Source organism: Amycolatopsis sp. NPDC050768 (assembly GCF_040654155.1).
Lineage (GTDB): Bacteria > Actinomycetota > Actinomycetes > Mycobacteriales > Pseudonocardiaceae > Amycolatopsis.
This window is the reverse complement of sequence record NZ_JBFAHL010000011.1, coordinates 53,282-73,068: the sequence shown is the minus strand read 5'-3', so window position 1 is coordinate 73,068 and position 19,787 is coordinate 53,282. Positions and strand designations below refer to the sequence as shown.

Here is a 19,787-nt window from a genome sequence, read left to right as displayed (position 1 = left end):
GGGCAAATCAGGCCGGAAACTGACCGGAGCGGGTTCTACCGTTCGAAACCACGACGTCGAAAGGATTCCGATGAGCCCCGTCGAGACCAACCAGCCGCTCGGCACGCCGACCTGGATCGACCTGGCCGTGCCCGACCTCGACCGCGCGCGGGCCTTCTACGGCACCGTCTTCGGCTGGGACTTCGACGGCGGCGACTGCCTGCTGCGCGGCCTCCCCGTCGCCGGCCTGCACCACGCGGCCGACCCCACGCCCGGCTGGCAGGTCCACCTCGCGACGGACGACTGCGCCGGCACCGCCGAAGCCGTCACCGCGGCCGGCGGCACGCTGCTGCGCGAACCGCACGACGTCGGGGACCGCGGCCGCGCCGCCCTCGCCGCGGACCCGTCCGGCGCTCGATTCGGTCTGTGGCAAGGGCGCGCATTCCCCGGCGCGCGCCTGGTCAACGAGCCCGACACGCTCGTGCGCAACGACCTCATCACCCCTGCCGCGGCCGGCGCGCGCAAGTTCTACTGCACCGTCTTCGGCTTCACGCTCGACGGCAACGACGACCTGCCCGACGCCGACTTCACTTTCCTGCGCCGCCCCGACGGCCACGAGGTCGGCGGCATCTTCAACCTGCGCGACGCCCCGGCCTCGGCCTGGGCCACCACCTTCGAAGTAGCCGACGCCGACACTTCAGCCGCCAAGGTTCGCGACGCAGGCGGCGAAGTCGCTTCAGTCGCGGGGACGCCGTACGGGCGGATGGCGACCGTGACGGACCCGTTCGGCACCGGCTTCACGATGATCGCGCGCCCCTGACCAGCTCGCGGCGCACGTGCTCCGGTACCCAGTTCGCGCCGGCCGGGCTCGCCCACCCGCGCCGCACGAACGCGACCAGCTCGGCCAGCCCGCGGTGACCGGTCCCCGGGCGCCACACCAGTGACCACGGGTAACACGGCACCGGCTCGACCACCGGAATGCGCTGCAGATCGTGCCGCTCGGGCCACGCGATGCGGATCTTCTCGCCGACGAACGTGAACAGCGTGCGCGACTCCGCCAGCGTGTCGAGCAGCGCTTCGAGCCCGAAGTTCGGCCCGGTCGGGTCGACGTCCACGCCGAACTCCGCCGACAGCTCCGCGTAGAAGCCCTCCCACTCGCTGCCGCGCCGGATCCCCGGCACCCACGCGCGGTGCTCGGCGACCTCGGCCAGGCGCACCTCCCGCCGTCCGGCCAGCGGGTGCCCCGGCCCGACCACGATCTGCAACGGCTCGAGGTATGCGTACACGTGCTTCAGCCCGTCCGGCGGCTCGCGCAGGTACGTGAACCCGGCGTCGACCGCGCCCGCGCGCAGCTCCCGCAACGTCTCGGCCGCGCCGCTGGAAGTGAGCATCTCCATCGGCACCTCGCGGTGCTCGCGGTGGAACTCCCGGAACAGCTCGGCGGCCGCCAGCCGCCGCCCCAGCACGTCCACGCGCAACGGCCGCGTCTCGCGCTGCACCGACTCCACCGCGTCGGCCACCGCACTCAGCACCGCCTTCGCGCGCGGCAGGAACGTCCGCCCGTCCACCGTCAGCGACGCCCCGGCCGCGACCCGCTCGAACAGCACGACACCCAGCTCGCCCTCGAGCCCCGCCACCCGCTTCGACACGGCCTGCTGGCTGATCCCCAGCCGCCCGGCCGCGAGCCGGAACTGCCCCTCCTTCGCGACCGCGACGAAGGCACGGAGTGCTTCGAAGTTCATGCCCTCCAGTGTCGCCTTCCCTGCGGCGTGACCCGTCCGGCCGTCACCGGTCCGCCAAGGGATAACCCATGCCGGCCTCCTGGATCTCGTCGAAGTCGTCCACCGTGAGCCCCCGGCCGGTGAACCGCTCGACGGCCACCAAGCCCTTCGCATACCGGTCCCACCTGTCGTCGAAGTCCAGCCCCTCGACGGCGGCGGCCACTTCCGGATCGGCGCCGAGCGGCCGGCCGATTTCGTCCGAAGCGAGGAGTTCGCCGTCGCGGGCGAAGGAGAGCCTCGTGACGGCGTTGACGTTCCAGAACATGCTCGCGGCGCGCCCTCCCCGCGACAGTTCGGCCAGCACCTCGCCCTGCACGCCGCGACAGCCGTTCTCCTCGACGGCCAGCACGATTCCGTCCACTTCGGACACCGCTACCCACGGGCCGAACTCGAGGTCGGAGTCGAGCAGGTCTTCGATCGGTTCCGGCTCCCGGATGTCCGCGCCGAACGCGTGCAACACCTCCCGCAGCGTCGACCCGGCGACCACAGTCACGGTGGCCGCCTCCGACAGCGCGCTCTGGCGGATCCACCGATACGCCGCCTCGGGCAGGTCGGCCACCGCGGGCTCCGGCTCGCCGCGCAGCCTGTGGCCCAGCCGGTCGGCTCGCGCGTGGACCACAGGCGGCGCCGGCGGCGCTTCCCACACGACCAGCTCGTAGGTCTCGGTCTCGACGTCGTCGCGGCCGTAGGCGAACACCCGCACCCGCAGGTCACCCGGCCGCGGCGGCGTCGCGATCCGGCGTTGGTTGTAGTGCTTCGGTCCCTCGAAGGTCGCGTCGCCGCGGCGAGCCGGCCAGCTGACCTCCACGACCTCGTGCCAGCCCTGCGTGTCGATCTTCACCGGCGGTTCGGCGAGCACCCGCATCCGGACCTCCAGCACCCCGGTTTCCCGGCCGGTCCGCACGAGCACCCCACCGTCGACGACTTCGACCAGTCCGTTGTCGGCGAATTCCCCAGGCTCGGGGAGCGATCCCTCGGTCAGCGCGAACACGTGCTCGCGCACCGCCACTTGCATGGAGCCGAAGGCCGGCAACCGGTACTCGACGCGTTTCTCGGCGAGCACCGCTTCCTCGTACACCACGGGCATGCTCCGGCTCGACAGGAGAGCCGACGCCACGCCCAGCCCGAGCCCGACCTGCGCCGCGACGTTGTCGCACCCCGCGTCGCCCAGCACCGCGGCCGCCGCCACCACGGCCACCGCGAGGTACGCCGCCCCGTGCGCCGCGGCGACGGCCTCTTCGTCTCCCACCGCATCGGCACCCAGCAACCCGGCGACGGCCTCGTCCCCGACCAGCCGCGACACCAGGCCGGCGATCACCTCGGCCGCACCCGGCCACCGCGCCTCGAAGAAGCGAGCCTCACGCAACGCCTCAGCCTCGGTAGACGCGGAGGCAAAGGCGAACGTGCCCGAAACACCGCTGCCCAGCCCCACCGACGCCCCCGCCACCGGCGGCAACGCGCGCACGGTCAGCTCCAACGCCCCGTGCACGCGTTCCACCAGCCACCCCGGCAGCTCCCGCAGGGCCCGAATCGCCTCGGGATCCGGAATCCCGGGCCGTACGCGACGGTCCGGCCGCCACCGCCCCAGCGCGGCCGCTGCCGTCACCGGAACAGCGGCCGCGACCCGCGGCGCCCGCCCGACAATCGCCTCCACCACAGCCGCCGTCACACTGTCTTCAGGATCCCCCATGGCGTCCATCCTGCCCGAACCCGGCACCGATCAGAACGGCACGACCTTCACCAACCTCGACGCGTGCGGAGCCAACGTCGCCGAGAAAGAACCTCGCGCGACACCCAGGTCGCGGTGGGCCCAGAGATCCCGGACCAACGCCGGCCCACGGACACCGAGGTCACTCCAGTTCGCGGTGACCGTCGCGGACGTGCTGCCCAGGTTGAAGAGCGCGACGGTGTAGCCGCCGTGGCCGTCGGAGCTCACCCACGTCTGCTGCGGCGTCGCCTGCGAGACCGGGTGGGCGGGGCGGCCGGCCTGGTCCACGGCGATCACCTCGCGGTTGGTGATGAGCGGGAGGTCGGCCGGGTCGAGCTTCGTCAGGTCCGTGCCCAGCAGCAGCGGCGCGCCCTCGATGGACCACAGCGTGACCACGCTCTGCTTCTCGTCGGCGGAAAGCCCGTCACTGGCACCGTTGCCGACCTCGACGGAATCGAGGTCGTTCCAGTGCCCGGGGCCGGCGTGGGGCACCCACTTCGGCACGTCGGTGAACCGCTGCTTCACCCGCACGTCCCAGTTGGTCAGTCCGACGCAATGGCTGTAGCACTCGATGTCACCCTCGATGCGCCAGCCGTTGCTGTAGCGCTGCCACGTGTCGACGTCGGCGAAACTGAGCGAATTGGACAGTTCCAAGTGGACCAGCCGACCGGTGGCGCGCAAAGCGGCCTGCCAGTGCTGGACGTCCGGGCGGTTGTCCGCCACGACGTTGCCGCCGCCGGGCCCGACGAAGTCCATCTTGATGTAGTCGACACCCCAGGAAGCGAGCAAGTCGGCCTGCGAGCGAACGTACGCGTCGGCGCCGGGCTTGCTGAAGTCGATGCGTGCGGACCCGTCGTCGGCTGTGTTGCCGGGCACGCTCGGGTCGGCGATATCGCCGACGTGGTACGGAGTTCCCTTGATCGCCGAGTTCGCGGCGACCGCCGCTTCGGGGCCGCCGGGGACGAGGTAGATGCCGAACTTCAGGCCTAGCCCGTGCACGTACTTCGCGACGGCCGCGATGCCGTTCGGGAAGCGGGTGGCGTTGGCGGCGTTGCGGCCGTACTCGTCGACGTGGTCGGACCAGCCGGCATCGATGTTGACGTAGTCGTAGCCGTAACGCGCGAGCGAATCGTGCATCACCTTGGCCTGGGCTTCGATGGCCTGCTCGTTGATGGCCGTGCGCAGCGAGCTCCAGCTGCTCCAGCCCATCGGTGGCGTGGCCGCGACGGGTGGCCGGTAAGCCGCGACGGCCTCGGGCGCCGCGACGACCCCACCCGCCAGAACCGCCATGACAGCGGCCAGGACTCTCACCTTGGTAACTCGGTTCATGCCGGACGACCCCTTCCGGATCCCCGGCGGCCCCGCGGCCGCACCGGGTTGAAAGCGTTTACCGTTGTACGCCCGCCGCAGTCGAGCGTCAACGATTCATCCGATGACTGGGCCAGCCAAACGCTCGACCACGAGTGCGAATCGGTGAAGTTTTCCCAGAACAACACCACCAGTTCACGCACCCGAACACCCTTTCACATATGGGAATTCCCGCGGAATCGGTCAAGGACCAGTAGACCAGTCGAGTTCATTCGGAAAGAGCCTCACCAAAAGCCCTCGACAATCACCGCGCAGAGATCCTATGTTTGCCCTGCCCACGGCTCGGTACATCACCCAGCTCGACGGAGGCCACGATGACCCGCCACACCACCACTCTCGCCGCCACGCTTCTCCTCGGCGCCGCCTTGCTGGGCCCGGGGACCGCTGCCGTGGCGCAGCCCGGCCGGCAGGACGTGTACGTCGCGCCCGGCGGTTCCGACAGCGCGCCGGGCACGGCCGCCCACCCGATCCGCACGGTGGCCCGAGCCCAGCAGCTGGCCCGGGACCGTGCACCCCACCTCACCACCGACCTCACGATTCACCTGGCCCCCGGCGTTTTCCGCCTCGACAAGCCGCTCACCCTCGACGCCCGCGACTCCGGCACCGGCGGCCACCGCATCATCTGGCAGGGCTCCGGGCGCACCGTGCTCAGCGGCGGCCGTCAGGTCACCGGCTGGCGCCCCGTGCCCGGTCACGCCGGTCTCTTCGCCGCGCCTGAACCCGCCGGCATGGACAACACGAGACAGCTCTACATCGACGGCGTCCGCGAACAACGCGCGCAAGGCCAGCTCCCCGTCAAGCTCACCGCCACCGACACCGGGTACACGGCGTCCGCCGACACGCTCGCCCACTGGCACGACCCGAGCGACATCGAACTCGTCTACACCGCGGGCGAAGCGCTGTGGAACGTCCAGCGCAACGGCCTCGGCCAGTGGACCGAACCCCGCTGCCCCATCGCGTCGGCGACCGGCACCACGATCACCATGGCCCAGCCGTGCTGGGACAACTCCACCCGGCGCGTCGAGTTCCCCGACATCCCCGGCCGCACCGTGAACATGGTCGGCCCGGGTGATCTCACCAACGGCCGTCAACCGTCGTTTGTGGACAACGCCCGCGAGCTCCTCGACACCCCCGGCGAGTGGTACCTCGACCGCTCCGCCCGCACGATCTACTACCTCCCGCGAGCGCACGAGGACCTCCGGCACGCCGACGTCGAGGTCCCGGCGCTGGAGAAGCTCGTCGACGGCCGGGGCACCGCCACCGCGCCGATCCAGGACGTCGCCTTCCGCGGGATACAGTTCTCCTACGCGACCTGGCTCACGCCGTCGTCACCGGAGGGCTTCTCCGAAATCCAGGCGGGCTACACGAACACCGGCGTGGGCGCGTACGCCACCCAAGGCCTGTGCGGGTTCGTGACCGGCGGCACCTGCCCGTACGCGAGCTGGACGAAGGAACCCGGCAACGTCTCGGTGTCGCAGAGCCGGCGCGTCGAGTTCAGCGACGACGTGTTCACCCACCTCGGCGCCGCCGGCCTCGACCTCGGCGACGGCGCGCAGGACGCGACGGTGCGGGCGAACGTCTTCACCGACATCTCCGGCAACGGCGTCGAGGTGGGCGGCGTCGACCAGCCGCAAGGAGGTGAGATGACCAGTGGCGTGCAGGTCACCGACAACCACCTCTACGGCCTGCCGCGCGAGTTCCACGGCGGCGTGCCGATCGTCAACGGCTACACGCAGCACGACACCATCGCGCACAACGAGATCGACCACGTCGCCTACTCCGCCATCTCCGTGGGCTGGGGCGGCTGGCCCGACAAGATCATGCAGCCGGCGACGCCGAACGTCTCGCACGACAACGTGATCGCGGACAACGCGATCCACGACTACATGCTCGCCCTCGACGACGGCGGCGGCATCTACACCCAGGGCATCACCGGCACGTCGCTCACCGACGGCGAAAAGGTGACCGGCAACGTGATCCACGGCCAGTGGGGCCTGGGCAAGGCCGTGTACACCGACAACGGCAACACCTACGAGACCATCTCGGGCAACGTCCTCTACGGCGCCGCGTACTTCGACGTCGGCACCCCGCACGTCGACTACCGCGACGCGCTCGGCAACAACGACCCGACGCTCATCCAGGGCAACTACTGGGAACAGGGCGATCGCGACGGCACCAACAAGGGCGTGATCACGACCGGCAACCACCTGCTGAGCACTCCGGCCGCGGCGCCGGCGTCGATCGTGTCCGCGGCGGGGATCGAGCCCACGTACCGGTGGGTGCTGCAACGACCGGTCGACGGTCGTTCCGCGCCAGACGCGCCTTCACGAGTGGGTACGTTCGCCGTGGCGGGGAAGCTGTACGTCACCTGGAACCCGACCGTCGCAGAGAACGGCTCACCCGTGACCGCCTACGTCCTCACCACGACGGACGGCACGCATCGGGTCACCACGACCGTCCCGGCGGCGGACTTCCTGCGGACCGGCTACGCGACGGTGCCAGGCCTCACGGACGGCCGCGCGTACACGGTCACAGTCGCGGCCCGCAACGCACTCGGCGCGGGCTTCGCGTCGCTGCCATCGGCTCCGGTGACCGTCGGCGCACCTGCCGATTCACTCGCCGCGGCCCCGACCGGCGCGAAGGCCCTCCCGGCCGTCGACGCCGTGAGCCTGCACTGGACCCCGCCCAAGAACACGGGCGCGACCCCGGTGCTCGCGTACCGCATCACGGTCTCCGACGGCCGCACGATCACCGCTGTCGGCCGCGACGCCCTGGTGAGCCAGCCGACGGCCAAGGGCATGACGCGCGTGATCGACGGCCTGACCCCCGGCACCGCGTACACGTTCACCATCGCGGCGGTGACGGGCAACGGCGCCGGGGCGCCGGTGTCGGTCACGGCGAAGACCACCGGCTGAACTCGATTGCGCCGCCGGCCTCCCGGGCGCTAGACAGGCACCGTGGACATCCGCCTGCTCGAAGCGACCGCCGACGACGCCGCCGAACTGCTCGTGCTGCAGCGGTGTTGCTGGGTGCAGGAAGCCCTGCTCAACAACACTCTCGAAATCCCCGCGCTGCACGAAACGCTCGACGAGGTCCGCGAGGGCATCCGCACGTGGCGGGTGTGGGTTCTGCGGCAGGGCCCGCGCCTGGTCGGCGCGGTCCGCGGGCGGCTCGAGGACGGCGCCTGGGAGGTGGGCCGCCTGATGGTCGCGCCCGACCTCACCGGGCGCGGCCTCGGCCGGCGGCTGCTGGAGCATGTGGAGAGCGAGGCGCCCGCGCCGGCGGAACGCTTCGAGCTCTTCACCGGCGCCGCGAGCAAGCGCAACATCGCGATGTACGAACGGGCCGGATACCGGTTGACCGACCAGCCCGGCCCGGTCGACGGCCACATCCGGCACGCGGTTTTCCTGGTCAAGCGCCGGGCGTGATCGCTCACCCCGTGTGCAGGTGCGCCGCCAGCCGGATCCGCAACCCGCGCACGTCGGCCAGCGCCACCGAGACCGTCTCCACCGGCCGGTGCCCCGCGGTGTTGTTCCACCGTCCACACGGTCCGGTGACGTACGTGAACCCGTTACGCGTCAGGGGAACCGACCAGATCTGCTCGCTCCCGCGCCCCGCGCCGGAGCCCCGCGCGTGCCAGAACTGCGACGTCGCCATCACCTCACCCAGCGCCGCCACGAACGCAGGCACGTCCTCGTCGCGCAGCCCGAGCCCCCGCCCGGCCCACACGCGCGGCAGGTCCGCCTCGCCCTCGCCGGGCCGCAGCGTGCGCCCGAAGACCACCTCGGTGTCCCCGACGTGAACACTCCAGCCCCGCGCGGTGATGGTCACCATGGTTCGACTCGCTTCCTGAGTTCCGGCGCCGAGTGAACCACGCCCCCACCGAACCCGACTGAGCGATCACCGCTTCAGGAAGCGGGTTCTCCCTGGTGCCCCCGCCCGCGGTGGCGCCGCCGCTTGCGCAGCTCCTGCCGCGGTGCCTTCGCGCCCCCGCGCCCACCCGCGCCTCCACCTCGGCCGCCGAGAGGCCGCACGACTGGGGTCGCAGTTACCGACCCGCACCTCCACCGCGCCACCGACGGACCTCACCACTGGGGCCGCGACTGACAGCTCGCGCTTCCACCCGACCGCCGCTGACACAGCCCCGCCCGAACACAGCCCCGCCCGAACACAGCCCCGCCCGAACACAGCCCCGCCCGAACACAGCCCCGCCCGAACACAGCCCCGCCCGAACACAGCCCCGCCCGAACACAGCCCCGCCCTCCCAGGGGGGCGTGCCCATGCCCAGTCTATCGGCCCCCACCGACAAAACCCCTTGGCGCAGCCGAGTTATCCACAGGCGCGCCCGAATCCGGCACCTCTGTGGACAACTCGGCGAGAGCCATCACCGAGTCCACCCAGAACCACCCCTGCTGCAAATCGGAGACTCCTCCGGTCACCCTCCACACCGAGACAACCGGAGGACCCTCCGAACAGCAGAACGGAACCGACAATTCCCATCACCACCCCGTTCACCCCGGGACTCCACCGCCGCCGAGGTGCTCGACGGCGTCGATCTCACCGGGCGCCGGGCCGTCCTCCACATCCTCGTCAACAACGCCGGCGGCACGGCCCCACCGGAGCCGCACCGAAGCCCAGAAGCCCCGAAGCCGAACGATTCGACCCGGCCACAGCCGGCAGCCCCGAACGCTCCAGCGTCGCACCCGAAGCCCTCGACCCCGAAGCCGCGAGCCGCGAGTCGCTTGTGGACGGTTTCCGAACAGCTCATCACAACCTAAGGCACCAGCACGACCTTCCCCGGCGCATGACCCTGGGCCAGCAACCGCTGCGCGTCAGCCGCCTGTGCCAGCGGGAAAGTCCGCGCCACGCGCACCGAGAGCGTGCCCGTCTCGGCCAGTTCGACCAGCGCCAGCAGGTCCCGCTGGTCGAGGCGAGCGAACACCGGAACCGTGCCGGGAAAGGAAAACTCCGCGATCGACGCCACCCGCACGTCCGGCGAAGCCAAGTCCGGAGTGGACGAAAGTGCACCCCGCCCGACAGTGTCGAGCACCGCGTCGACTCCGGAAGGAACCAACGCCCGAACCCGCGAGGCAAGACCGGAACCATAAGAAACCGGCAACGCACCCAATGACCGCAGGTACTCGTGATTGGCCTCCGAAGCCGTCCCGATCACCCGCACTCCACGCGAGACCGCAAGCTGCACCGCGAGCGAACCCACGCCACCCGCGGCCGCGTGCACCAGCAACGTCTCACCCGAGGACAACCCGAGAGCCCGAACCGCCTGCAACGCCGTCAGCCCGCCGAGCGGCAACCCGGCCGCCTCGGCCCATGACAGCCGAGAAGGCTTGCGCACCAACGTTCGCACGTCGACTGCCACCTTCTCCGCATACCCGCCGTTGCGGTGTGCGACCTCTCCGCGAATGAACCCGATCACCTCGTCGCCCGGCGAGAACTCGGGCGCCGCCGGCCCCGCGCGTTCCACCACGCCGGCGACGTCCCACCCCGGCACCGCGGGAAAGTACGTCTCCTGAGCCTCGGCCAGCGCGCCCGCCTGCACCCCGAGATCCGCGGGGTTCAAGGCCGCCGCCTTCACCCGCACCAGCACCCCGTCGAGGTTCATCTTCGGGTCCGGCAGCTCCGCGAGCTCCAGCACCTCCGGACCACCGAACCGGTGGTGCACCACGGCTTTCACGACTGCAGCCCCGCCGGGAGCAGGTCGTTCAGCACGTCGTGGCGCGAGATCTTCCACTCACCACCGACGCGGCGCAGCTCGGTGTCGTAGTAGCCCGACTCGATCGGCCGCACCACCGGCGACGGCAGCGTCCGGGCCTCGAACACCACGTACTGCGCCGACAGGTGCGCCCGGTCGCCGTCGACCTCGATCAGGTGATCCGAGGTCACGTGGTGCCCGGAACCGCCCTCGGGGTGCGGGGGCATGAACTGCTCCACCGCGTGCCGCACACCGGCGCCGCCGATCAGCGGTTCGCCGACCTGGTCGTACGTACCGGGACCGGTCCGGACGAGGATCCGGACCACGGCGTCGTCGGTGAACAGCGTGCCCTGCGCGGCGCCGTCTCGCCGGTCGGCCGCACGGACGTAGCGGGCCAGGACCTCCTGGACCGCGCGTTCGTCACTCATGGAAATGGCCTTTCTCTGGGGGACTGCTTCCAGAGAACGCCCCCGTGACCAGCGGAACGATGACCGTCCAGGCGACGATCATTACCCTGGAGGTATGGATCGCCTGGAGACGCGCGAGCTCGCCTACTTCGTCGCGGTGGCCGAGGAGCTGCACTTCGCCCGTGCCGCCGAGCGGCTCGGCATCGCGGCGCCGCCGCTGTCGCGCGCGATCGCCCGGCTCGAGCGGCGCATCGGCGTGCGGTTGTTCGACCGCACGAGCCGCCGCGTCTCCCTCACCGAAGCCGGCAAGGTCTTCCTCGCCGAAAGCCGCGCGGCGCTGGCCGCCGTGGACACCGCGGTGCGGCGAGCCCAGCGCGCGGCCCGGCCGGCGCGGCTCGTGGTCGCCGTCCGCTCCGGCACCGGCGCGGGTCTGCTGTCCGACCTGCTCGAGGCCTACGCGCACCGCCCCGCCGCCGCGCCGGTCGAGCTGCTGTTCACCACCGACCAGACCCAGGCGCTGCGCGAAGGCACCGCCGACGTCGCCCTGCTCTGCGCGTCCTCCGACGCCACCGGGCTCACGACCACGGAGCTGGCCGTCGAGTCGCCGGTCGCTCTACTGCCGGTGTCCCACCCGCTCGCGACACGCGCGGCCGTCCCGATCGAGGAGCTGCGCCGGATCGATGTCTACCGCGCGACGTGCCCGCCGGTGTCGCTCGACGAGATCGTCGATCGCGTCGCGCTCGGCCAGCTCGTGGTGGTCGTCGGCGAGAGCGCCGCGAGCCGGATCGGCGACGCCGTGGTGGCCGTCCCGGTGGTCGGCCAGGCGGGCACCACGCTCGTGCTGGGCCGTGCCGCGGGCGCCCCGACGCCGGACCTGAAGGCCTTCGAGCGCACCGCGAAGGACGTCGCCGCGCGCCGCCTCGCCACCGCCGGCACGGCGTAGCCCGAACCCTCGAAGATCACCACAAACCCTCCGGACCTGCACTTATGCACGTTCGTCGCGAAATCCTTGACTTCAAATTGAGCAAGTGATTTAGTCAATTCACTCGCAGAACGGAGTCACCGATGACCGAAGCGCACCCGAAACACGGGCTGTCCGAACAGCTCGTGGACGGGCTGCTGGAGCTGATCGCCGACGAGCGACTGGCGCCGGGCGACAGCCTGCCGACCGTGCGCGTGCTGGCCGAGCGGTTCTCCGTGACCACGCCGACGATCCGGGAAGCGCTGCGCCGGCTGCAGACCACCGACGCGGTGCGCATGCGGCACGGCTCGGGCATCTACGTGGGCGACGGCATCCACCGCACGCTCATGCCGAACCCGAACTCCGCGCCGATGAAGGACGAGCTGATCCTCCAGCTCGTCGACGCCAGGCTCACGATCGAACCCGGCATCGCGGCGCTGACCGCGGTCAACCGCAGCGAAGAAAGCCTGCAGCGATTGGAACTCGCGCTCGACACGGCCAAGCGCGACAAGACCGACCACCGGCCGCACCTGAACTTCCACCGCGAACTCGCCGGCGGTTCGGGCAACCAGGTGCTCTTCGAGGTCGTCGATTCACTGCTCGCCGCGCGTGGCCGGGAGCAGAAAGCCCTGCGCGCCCTCATCGAGGACCGCCGGCGCGACTACGAGGAGCACCTCGCCATCTTCGACGCCGTGCGCTCCGGCGACGGGGCCGCCGCGGAGGAACACACCCGCCACCACCTCGAACAACTCCGCACCGAAGTGGCCCGCCAGCTCGGGCGGGCCGAATGACCCGGAAAGACACCATGCCGATCGCACCACGTTCACACCGCCTCGCCGACCTCACCTGGCCCGAGATCGACGACCTGCGCCCGCACGCCCCCGTGGCGATCGTGCCGCTCGGAGCCACCGAGCAGCACGGCCACGGGCTCGCGCAGCGCACCGACACCACCCGGGCCGAGGTCGTCGCAGACCTTGTGGCGCAACACCTTTCGCCGAAGGTCGTGGTGACGCCGGTGATCCCCGTCGGGGTCTCCGAGCACCACATGGCCTTCCCCGGCACGCTCACGCTGTCGCCGATCACGCTGCAGCAGGTGATCGTGGAGCTCGTCACCAGCCTGCACCGCCACGGCTGGCGCAAGGTCTACGTGCTCACCGGCCACGGCGGCAACAACGCGACGGTCGAGGTCGCCGTCACGCGGCTGCGCACCGACCTGCCCGACCTGCACATCGCGTGGAGCGGGATCACGCCCGTGGTGTCGGACCTCGTGTCGAAGCTGTCCGAAAGCAGGATCGGCGGCCACTCCAGCGAAATCGAGACCTCGCAGGCGATGTTCGCCGACCCGGACCTCGTGCTCCCCGAGCGCCTCACCCCCGGCAGCTCCACCTTCGACGACCTCGACCAGGCGGGCAAGCTCAGCCGCTCGCGGCCGGGGATCCACTTTCCACAGTCCTATCACGACCTGAGCAAGACCGGCACGCTCGGCGACGCCACCAAGTCGTCCGTCGAGATCGGTGCTCGGCTGGTGGAAGCCACCGTCGAGCGCATCAGCGGCTTCCTGCAGGAGTTCCTCGACCTGCCGGAACGCCAGTCCGCCCCCACCCTCACCCGCATTCCCCAGGAGACGCCATGACCGCCCCGACCCGACGCCGTCTCGGAGTGGCCACCCTCGTGCTCGCGGCCGGCCTCACGCTGACCGCCTGCGGTGGCAGCGACGACCAGGCCGCCAACCCGCTCGGCACCGCCACCCCCGGCAAGGTCCACTTCGCCTTCCGCTCCGACGACAAGCCGACGTCGTTCATCGACGGCGGCAAGCCCACCGGCTTCCTCATCGAACTCACGCAGGCAATGGCGCAGAAGATGAACTTGACCGCCGACTACACGGCGACCGACTTCGCGAGCATGCTGCCCAACATCCGCAACCACAAGTACGACTCCGCCGCGTTCGGCACGCTCGTCACGCCGCCGCGCCAGGAGGTCACCGACTTCACCACCGCGGTGAACTACGGGCAGGCGCAGCTGATCTCCCGCAAGAGCGCGCCACTGGCCACTGTGGACGCCTCGGGCGGCAAGACCATCGCGATCACCCGCGGCAGCGAGCTGATCCCGCTCGTGAAGAAGCGCGTGCCGACCGTGACGGTCAAGGAGTTCCCGAACATCGCGGCCAGCTCCAACGCGCTCACGGCCGGCCAGGTCGACGGGCTGTTCACCGGCGTCGCGACCACGAACGACCTCCTCGAGAAGCACCCCGACTACCAGGCCTCGCCGGCGATCACCAGCGGCATGACCGCGTTCCCCGTGGCCAAGGACAAGCCCGAGCTGAAGAAAGCGCTCGACGACGCGCTCAAGGCCGTGATCGCCGACGGCACGTACACGAAGCTGTTCGACAAGTGGAACCCCAAGGGCGTCGCGATCCCGTCGGACATGATCAAGGCCTACCCCGGCATGCAGCAGCGCCCCGGCGTCACCGCCGCCGACGGGTCCTGAAAGGACAGCGCCATGGACGGTCTGAAACAAATCTGGGACACGTTCTTCGACCTCGACCTCATCGGCAGCACGCTCCCCACGCTGCTGAAAGAGGGGCTGCTGAACACGCTGTTCCTCACCGTGCTCGCGAGCGCGATCGGCCTCGTGGTCGGCATCTTCCTCGCCAGCGGCCTGATGTCGCGCTTCCGGGTGCTGCGCCTGCCGTGCCGCTGGTACGTCGACATCCTGCGCGGCCTGCCCCACATCCTGAGCATCTACCTCATCGGCCAGGGCCTGCCGCTGGCCGGGCTCACGATGTTCGGCAACTGGACCTACGGCTACGCGGCGCTCGCGATCGGGCTCATGGAAGGCGCTTACATGGCGGAGATCTTCCGCTCGGGCTTCCAGAGCGTCGACAAGGGCATCGTCGAAGCGTCGCGCAGCCTCGGGATGTCGCACACGAAGACCATGCGGCTCATCGTGATCCCGATCGGTTTCCGCCGCGTGCTGCCGGCGCTCACCGGCCAGTTCATCCTGGTCATCAAGAGCACGGCGCTGGTCTACCTGCTCGGCCTCGCCGCCGGGCAGCGGGAGATGTTCGCGATCGCCCAGGACACGTCCACCAACAACGCTTCGCTTTCGCCGCTGGTCGCCGCTGGCCTGTTCTACCTCGCGATCACGGTGCCGCTCACCTACGTGGTGAACAAGTGGGACAAGCGGATGCGCGAAGGCCGGCCCGCCGAGGCGACCGCGCCGGCGGCCGTGCGCACCGAGGAGGCACTGGTATGACGCAGGCGAGCACCGCGGCGACAGCTTCGTCGTCGACCGCCCGAACCACCGGGACGACCGTCCGCTACGAACACATCGACAAGACCTTCGGCAACACCCCGGTGCTGCACGACATCGTGCTCGAAGCCCCGGGCGGCACCACGACGTGCATCATCGGCCCGTCAGGCTCTGGCAAGTCGACGCTGCTGCGCTGCACCAACCTGCTGGAGATCCCGACAGCCGGGCGCATCTTCATCGGCGACCAGGCCATCACCGACAAGGGCGCCGACGTCGACCGCATCCGCACCCGCGTCGGCATGGTGTTCCAGAACTTCCACCTGTTCCCGCACCACACGGTGCTCGACAACGTGACGCTCGCCCAGCAGCAGGTGCTCGGTGTGTCTCGCGACGAAGCTGTGGAGACCGCGCGGGCGAACCTTGCGGCGGTCGGGCTCGCGGCGTACGAGAACCGCCGGCCCTCCCAGCTCTCGGGCGGCCAGCAGCAGCGCGTGGCCATCGCGCGGTCGCTGGCGATGAACCCCGAGGTGATGTTGTTCGACGAAGCGACGTCCGCACTCGACCCCGAGCTCGTGAAAGGCGTGCTCGCCGTGATGCGCGACCTGGCTTCCCGCGGCATGACGATGATCGTGGTGACGCACGAGATGCGCTTCGCCCGTGAGGTCGCCGAGCAGGTCGTGTTCCTCGACCAAGGACGGCTCGTGGAAGCCGCCCACCCCACCGAGTTCTTCGAGTCCCCCCGCAGTGACCGGCTCCGGTCCTTCCTCGACGAGGTGCTCTGAATGAGATTCGCCAAGCTCGCCGCTGTCGCCGCGCTTGCGCTGACCGCCACGGCGGTCGTGCCGCAGACCGCGTCCGCGACCCCCTCCGTGCGCAACTACCCCAAGGTTTCGATGGGCTGCACCGCGCAGTCGACCACCCTGCCGCTCGGGCAGACGGTCACGCAGACCATCACCTCCGGCGGGCTTTCCCGCGACTACCTGATCCACCTGCCCGCGAACTACCAGCCCGGCCACCCGAAGCCCGTGGTCATGGCGTTCCACGGCCGCAAGGGCGACGGCAGCGACATCGAAGAGTTCTCCGGCATCGACGGACTCGACACCATCGCCGTCTACCCGGTGGGCGCCAAGGGTCTCGACGACCAGCGCGCCTGGCAGAGCGCCCCGTACGCCGCGGAAGGCGTCGACGACGTCCGCTTCGTCGGCGACCTGCTCGACCACCTGCAGGCGACGCTGTGCGTGGACCCGCTGCGCATCTTCGCCACCGGCAAGTCCAACGGCGCCGGCTTCGTGTCGCTGCTGGCCTGCCAGCTGCCGATGCGCATCGCCGCGTTCGCGACGATCGCCGGCGCGTTCTACCCGGGCACCACGGTGGGCTGCTCGTCGAGCGTCCCCGCCCCGATCGTCGACTTCCACGGCACCGCCGACCCGACCATCGAGTACAACGGCGGCACCAGCCACAGCGAGCCCATCCCCTACCTGATGGACTGGGCCCAGAACTGGGCGAACCACAACCACTGCGCCGCCACGCCGGTCAGCACCCCGATCGGCTCCGACGTGATCCAGTTCTCGTGGCAGAACTGCGCCGTCAACGCCTCGGTCACCCACTACCGCATCCTCGGCGCCGGCCACACCTGGCCCGGCGAGCTCGTGGACAGCGGCCCGGGCTCGGCGACGCAGACGGTAAAGGCACAGCAGGTGATCTGGACCTTCTTCAACGCCCACACACTGGGTTCCGGCTTGTTCTGAGTTGTCTGCCCCTGCTCCGCCGAGGCGTGCGAGATCGCTGTGTTGTCTGCCCCGGCTCCGCCGAGGCGTGCGAGATCGCTTCAAGCCGACTTCTTCCCTCCCGGTTTTCGCGCGGCCCAGGGGCCGCGCGAAAACCGCTCAGTCCAGAAGTCGGCGCGATCTCGCGGCTGTGGTAGCCAGTGCGACGCTGTCTTGCGGGGGTGGTGGCCAGGCCGCCACCCCTGCGAAGGCTTACTCCTCCATCAGGTCGCGCACCATCGGGGCCACGCGCGTGCCGTACAGCTCGATGTTGCGCAGCACCGAGCCGCGCGGCAGGCCAGCCAGCCCGTACTTGAGGTCGAACCGCGTGGCCCCCACCGTCTTGAGCGACGCGGCGATCTTGCGCGCCACCGTCTCCGGCGAGCCGACGTGCCAGGCGCCGCGTTCGGAGACCTCCTCCAGGAACTGCTCCCGCGACGGCGGCCGGAACCCCCGCTCGCGTGCGACGCGGGTGAGCACGTCGACGTAGTGCGGGTACAGCTCCTCCATCGCGTCCTCGTCGCTGTCGGCGATGTGGCCGGGCATGTGCAGCCCGATCGCCTTCTGCGGTTTGTCCAGGCGGCGCTGCACGTCGCGGAACAGGTCCGCGAACGGCTTGAACCGCGCGGCCGGGCCGCCGATGATCGCGAGCATCAGCGACATCCCGTACTTCGCCGTCCGCAGCACGGACTCAGGGCTGCCGCCGACGCCGATCCACGCCGGGATCGGGCCCGTCTCCGTGTGCGGCACGACTTCCTGCCCGCTCAACGAGGGCCGCAGCCGGCCGGACCACGTCACGGGCTTCTCCTCCAGCAGGCGGGAGAACAGGTCCACCTTCTCGTCGAACAGCTCGTCGTAGTCGCCCAGTTCGTAGCCGAACAGCGGGAACGACTCGGTGCTCGACCCGCGCCCCAGGATCACCTCCGCCCGCCCGTGCGAGAGCGCGTCGAGCGTCGAGTAGCGCTGGAAGACGCGCACGGGGTCGTCGGAGCTCAGCACCGTGACGGCGGAGCCCAGCCGGATGCGCGACGTGCGCGCCGCCACCGCCGCCAGCACCACATCGGGAGCCGAGAGCGGCATGTCCACCGTGTGGTGCTCGCCGATGCCGAAGAAGTCGAGGCCCACGTGGTCGGCGAGCACACCGTGCTCCACCAGGCCGCGGATGGTCTCGGCGTGGCCGACGGGCGTACCGCCGTCGTCGGAAAGCACGTCCCCGAACGTGTCGAGTCCGAGGGTGACCGAATACTTCGTCATGCCCCGATGTTGTAACCACCACGGCAACCGCACCTCGCCACACGCTGGGTACCCACACGAGGGGACGGCAGCGCGCCAGCTCGCGGAGGAGGATGGACTCAGGTGAGGCCGCCGCGAGATCGCGCCGGCTTCTGGACTGAGCGATTTTCGCGCGGCCCTGGGCCGCGCGAAAATCGGGAGGGAAGAAGCCGGCTTGAAGCGATCTCGCACGCCTCGGCGGAGTCGAGGCAGAAAACAGGGGATAGTCATGAGCGAGCAGCGCAACACCGAACTCGGGGACTTCCTGCGCGCCCGCAGGGCGGCGCTGACGCCCGCGGACACCGGGGTCCCGACCTACGGCACCCCGCGCCGCGTCCCCGGGCTGCGGCGCGAGGAGGTCGCGCAGCTCGCCGGCGTGAGCGTGAACTACTACACCCGCATCGAGCAGGGCGAGAGCCACCAGATGTCCGACTCGGTGATGGAGGCCATCGCCAACGCGCTGCGCCTCGACGAGAGCGAGCGGATGCACCTGCTGCGCCTGGCCTGGCCCGCCCAGGTGATGCGGCGGGAGGCAGGCCCGGAAATGGTGCGTGACTCGGTTCTCGCGCTGGTCGAGAGCAACCTCGACCAGGCGGCGATCATCGTCGGCCGGCGGACCGACCTGCTCGGCGGCAACCGGCTCGGCTTCGCGTTGCTCGGCATCGACCGCGACGCGCGGCCCAACCTGACCAAGCACATGTTCCTCGAGCCGGCGATGCGCGACCTCGTCGTCGACTGGGAGCGCCAGGCCCACAACGCGGCCTCCTACCTGCGGATGACCACCGGCGAGCAGACCGACGACCCGAAGATGGCGGAGCTGATCGGCGACCTGAGCATCCAGAGCCCGGAGTTCGCACGGATCTGGGCTGCGCACCCCGTGGCGCAGTGCCTGCACTCGGTGCGCGAGTACGACCACCCGCTCGTCGGGCGGCTCACCCTCAACGAGGAGAGCCTGCGGATGCCCGACGACTCCGGTCAGCGCATCATCTTCTCCGGTGCCGAGCCCGGCTCGCCGTCGGCCGAGCGCCTGAAGCTGCTCGACTCGCTGGTCTCTTGAGGCCTTACAACCTGAGGCCTCACAGCTCGTCGAAGACCAGCACGGTGTGCGTCGAGAGCACGTCCTTCATCGCCTGAAGCCGTTCGAAGACCAGGTCGCGCAGGCTGTCGGCGTCGCTCGTGCGCACGAACAGGATGAGGTCGTTGTCCCCCGAGACGAGCCCGCCGTGCTCGATCTCGGGGATGCTCTTGAGCGCCGCGCTCACGGTGCGCCACGAGTTCTGCGTGACCTTGAGGTAGACGTACGCCGCGAGCCCCTGCCCCATCCGGCGCGGATCAGTGACGGCGGCGTACCCGGTGATCACGCCTTCGCGGTGCAGCCGCTCCACCCGCGTGTAACAGCCCGCTCGCGAAATGTGCACGCGCTCGGCCAGCGCGCGCATCGACGCGCGCCCGTCGGCCTTCAGCTCGGCGATGAGTTTCAGGTCGACCTCGTCCAGGGCCGCCGCCATTCGTCCACCCGGCTCGGACATCCCCGCACCTCTCGAAGCCAATCATCCGGCTCTTCTCGGCCGGATGAGCCATTG

General features: G+C 70.4%; 19 protein-coding genes. 11 read left to right on the top strand and 8 right to left on the bottom strand.

The genetic code is table 11. The features are described 5' to 3' along the window. The first annotated feature begins 70 nt into the window (after window positions 1–70). Window positions 71–799 carry a VOC family protein gene (locus AB0H62_RS29720; protein WP_360589609.1) on the top strand — a complete coding sequence of 243 codons (729 nt, stop codon included), beginning with the start codon at window positions 71–73 and terminating at the stop codon, window positions 797–799. On the opposite strand, the gene AB0H62_RS29715 is transcribed toward AB0H62_RS29720, so the two are convergent. From AB0H62_RS29715 to AB0H62_RS29705, 3 genes are read right to left on the bottom strand one after another with little or no spacing between them, the layout of a single operon-like run. Next, a complete protein-coding gene (locus AB0H62_RS29715; RefSeq protein ID WP_360589607.1) occupies window positions 777–1,721 on the bottom strand; it encodes a LysR family transcriptional regulator in 945 nt (314 codons plus the stop codon). The genes AB0H62_RS29720 and AB0H62_RS29715 overlap by 23 nt on opposite strands. Window positions 1,722–1,764: 43 nt before the next feature. Next, window positions 1,765–3,450: a DUF6461 domain-containing protein gene (locus AB0H62_RS29710; RefSeq protein WP_360589605.1), complete on the bottom strand. Its 1,686-nt coding sequence runs from the start codon at window positions 3,448–3,450 to the stop codon at window positions 1,765–1,767. 30 nt (window positions 3,451–3,480) lie between these two features. Then, window positions 3,481–4,797, bottom strand: coding sequence for a glycoside hydrolase family 27 protein (locus AB0H62_RS29705; RefSeq protein ID WP_360589603.1), 1,317 nt, complete (start codon window positions 4,795–4,797; stop codon window positions 3,481–3,483). Between the two features lie 353 nt (window positions 4,798–5,150). On the opposite strand from AB0H62_RS29705, the gene AB0H62_RS29700 reads away from it, so the two are divergent. Together AB0H62_RS29700 and AB0H62_RS29695 are read left to right on the top strand one after the other, a co-directional pair. After that, window positions 5,151–7,751 carry a fibronectin type III domain-containing protein gene (locus AB0H62_RS29700; protein WP_360589601.1) on the top strand — a complete coding sequence of 867 codons (2,601 nt, stop codon included), beginning with the start codon at window positions 5,151–5,153 and terminating at the stop codon, window positions 7,749–7,751. A gap of 42 nt (window positions 7,752–7,793) precedes the next feature. Further along, window positions 7,794–8,264 (top strand): GNAT family N-acetyltransferase, encoded by a 471-nt coding sequence (locus AB0H62_RS29695; RefSeq protein ID WP_360589599.1) that lies wholly within the window; start codon window positions 7,794–7,796, stop codon window positions 8,262–8,264. Between the two features lie 4 nt (window positions 8,265–8,268). Here AB0H62_RS29695 and AB0H62_RS29690 read toward each other — a convergent pair whose 3' ends face one another. The 3 genes from AB0H62_RS29690 to AB0H62_RS29680 form a co-directional block, all read right to left on the bottom strand. Further along, complete coding sequence (locus tag AB0H62_RS29690) at window positions 8,269–8,670, bottom strand: hypothetical protein (protein ID WP_220243512.1); 402 nt, start codon at window positions 8,668–8,670, stop codon at window positions 8,269–8,271. 940 nt (window positions 8,671–9,610) lie between these two features. After that, window positions 9,611–10,528, bottom strand: a complete 918-nt coding sequence (locus AB0H62_RS29685; protein WP_360589597.1) for an NADP-dependent oxidoreductase — start codon at window positions 10,526–10,528, stop codon at window positions 9,611–9,613. After that, a complete protein-coding gene (locus AB0H62_RS29680) occupies window positions 10,525–10,974 on the bottom strand; it encodes a nuclear transport factor 2 family protein (RefSeq protein ID WP_266118145.1) in 450 nt (149 codons plus the stop codon). Before AB0H62_RS29680 ends, AB0H62_RS29685 begins: the two co-directional genes overlap by 4 nt. Window positions 10,975–11,068: 94 nt before the next feature. Here AB0H62_RS29680 and AB0H62_RS29675 point away from each other — a divergent pair, with 94 nt between their 5' ends. The 7 genes from AB0H62_RS29675 to AB0H62_RS29645 all read left to right on the top strand — a co-directional run bounded on the left by AB0H62_RS29675 (window position 11,069) and on the right by AB0H62_RS29645 (window position 16,914). Further along, complete coding sequence (locus tag AB0H62_RS29675) at window positions 11,069–11,896, top strand: LysR family transcriptional regulator (RefSeq protein WP_360589595.1); 828 nt, start codon at window positions 11,069–11,071, stop codon at window positions 11,894–11,896. Between the two features lie 122 nt (window positions 11,897–12,018). After that, window positions 12,019–12,705: an FCD domain-containing protein gene (locus AB0H62_RS29670; RefSeq protein ID WP_220243515.1), complete on the top strand. Its 687-nt coding sequence runs from the start codon at window positions 12,019–12,021 to the stop codon at window positions 12,703–12,705. A gap of 14 nt (window positions 12,706–12,719) precedes the next feature. Beyond that, window positions 12,720–13,547: a creatininase family protein gene (locus AB0H62_RS29665; RefSeq protein WP_220243516.1), complete on the top strand. Its 828-nt coding sequence runs from the start codon at window positions 12,720–12,722 to the stop codon at window positions 13,545–13,547. After that, window positions 13,544–14,401, top strand: coding sequence for a transporter substrate-binding domain-containing protein (locus AB0H62_RS29660; RefSeq protein WP_360589592.1), 858 nt, complete (start codon window positions 13,544–13,546; stop codon window positions 14,399–14,401). The genes AB0H62_RS29665 and AB0H62_RS29660 overlap by 4 nt, the downstream gene beginning before the upstream one ends. 12 nt (window positions 14,402–14,413) lie before the next feature. Continuing rightward, window positions 14,414–15,169: an amino acid ABC transporter permease gene (locus tag AB0H62_RS29655; protein WP_220243518.1), complete on the top strand. Its 756-nt coding sequence runs from the start codon at window positions 14,414–14,416 to the stop codon at window positions 15,167–15,169. Continuing rightward, window positions 15,166–15,948 carry an amino acid ABC transporter ATP-binding protein gene (locus AB0H62_RS29650; protein ID WP_220243519.1) on the top strand — a complete coding sequence of 261 codons (783 nt, stop codon included), beginning with the start codon at window positions 15,166–15,168 and terminating at the stop codon, window positions 15,946–15,948. The genes AB0H62_RS29655 and AB0H62_RS29650 overlap by 4 nt, the downstream gene beginning before the upstream one ends. Further along, the gene (locus AB0H62_RS29645) at window positions 15,949–16,914 is read left to right on the top strand and encodes a PHB depolymerase family esterase (RefSeq protein WP_220243520.1); all 966 of its coding nucleotides are present in this window, start codon (window positions 15,949–15,951) and stop codon (window positions 16,912–16,914) included. Between the two features lie 231 nt (window positions 16,915–17,145). Here AB0H62_RS29645 and AB0H62_RS29640 read toward each other — a convergent pair whose 3' ends face one another. After that, the gene (locus AB0H62_RS29640; RefSeq protein WP_360589589.1) at window positions 17,146–18,186 is read right to left on the bottom strand and encodes an LLM class flavin-dependent oxidoreductase; all 1,041 of its coding nucleotides are present in this window, start codon (window positions 18,184–18,186) and stop codon (window positions 17,146–17,148) included. Window positions 18,187–18,433: 247 nt separating this feature from the next. Here AB0H62_RS29640 and AB0H62_RS29635 point away from each other — a divergent pair, with 247 nt between their 5' ends. Beyond that, window positions 18,434–19,261: a helix-turn-helix transcriptional regulator gene (locus AB0H62_RS29635; protein ID WP_220243522.1), complete on the top strand. Its 828-nt coding sequence runs from the start codon at window positions 18,434–18,436 to the stop codon at window positions 19,259–19,261. A 19-nt stretch (window positions 19,262–19,280) separates the two neighbouring features. On the opposite strand, the gene AB0H62_RS29630 is transcribed toward AB0H62_RS29635, so the two are convergent. Beyond that, window positions 19,281–19,733 carry an Lrp/AsnC family transcriptional regulator gene (locus tag AB0H62_RS29630; protein ID WP_255638377.1) on the bottom strand — a complete coding sequence of 151 codons (453 nt, stop codon included), beginning with the start codon at window positions 19,731–19,733 and terminating at the stop codon, window positions 19,281–19,283. Between the last annotated feature and the right edge of the window lie 54 nt (window positions 19,734–19,787).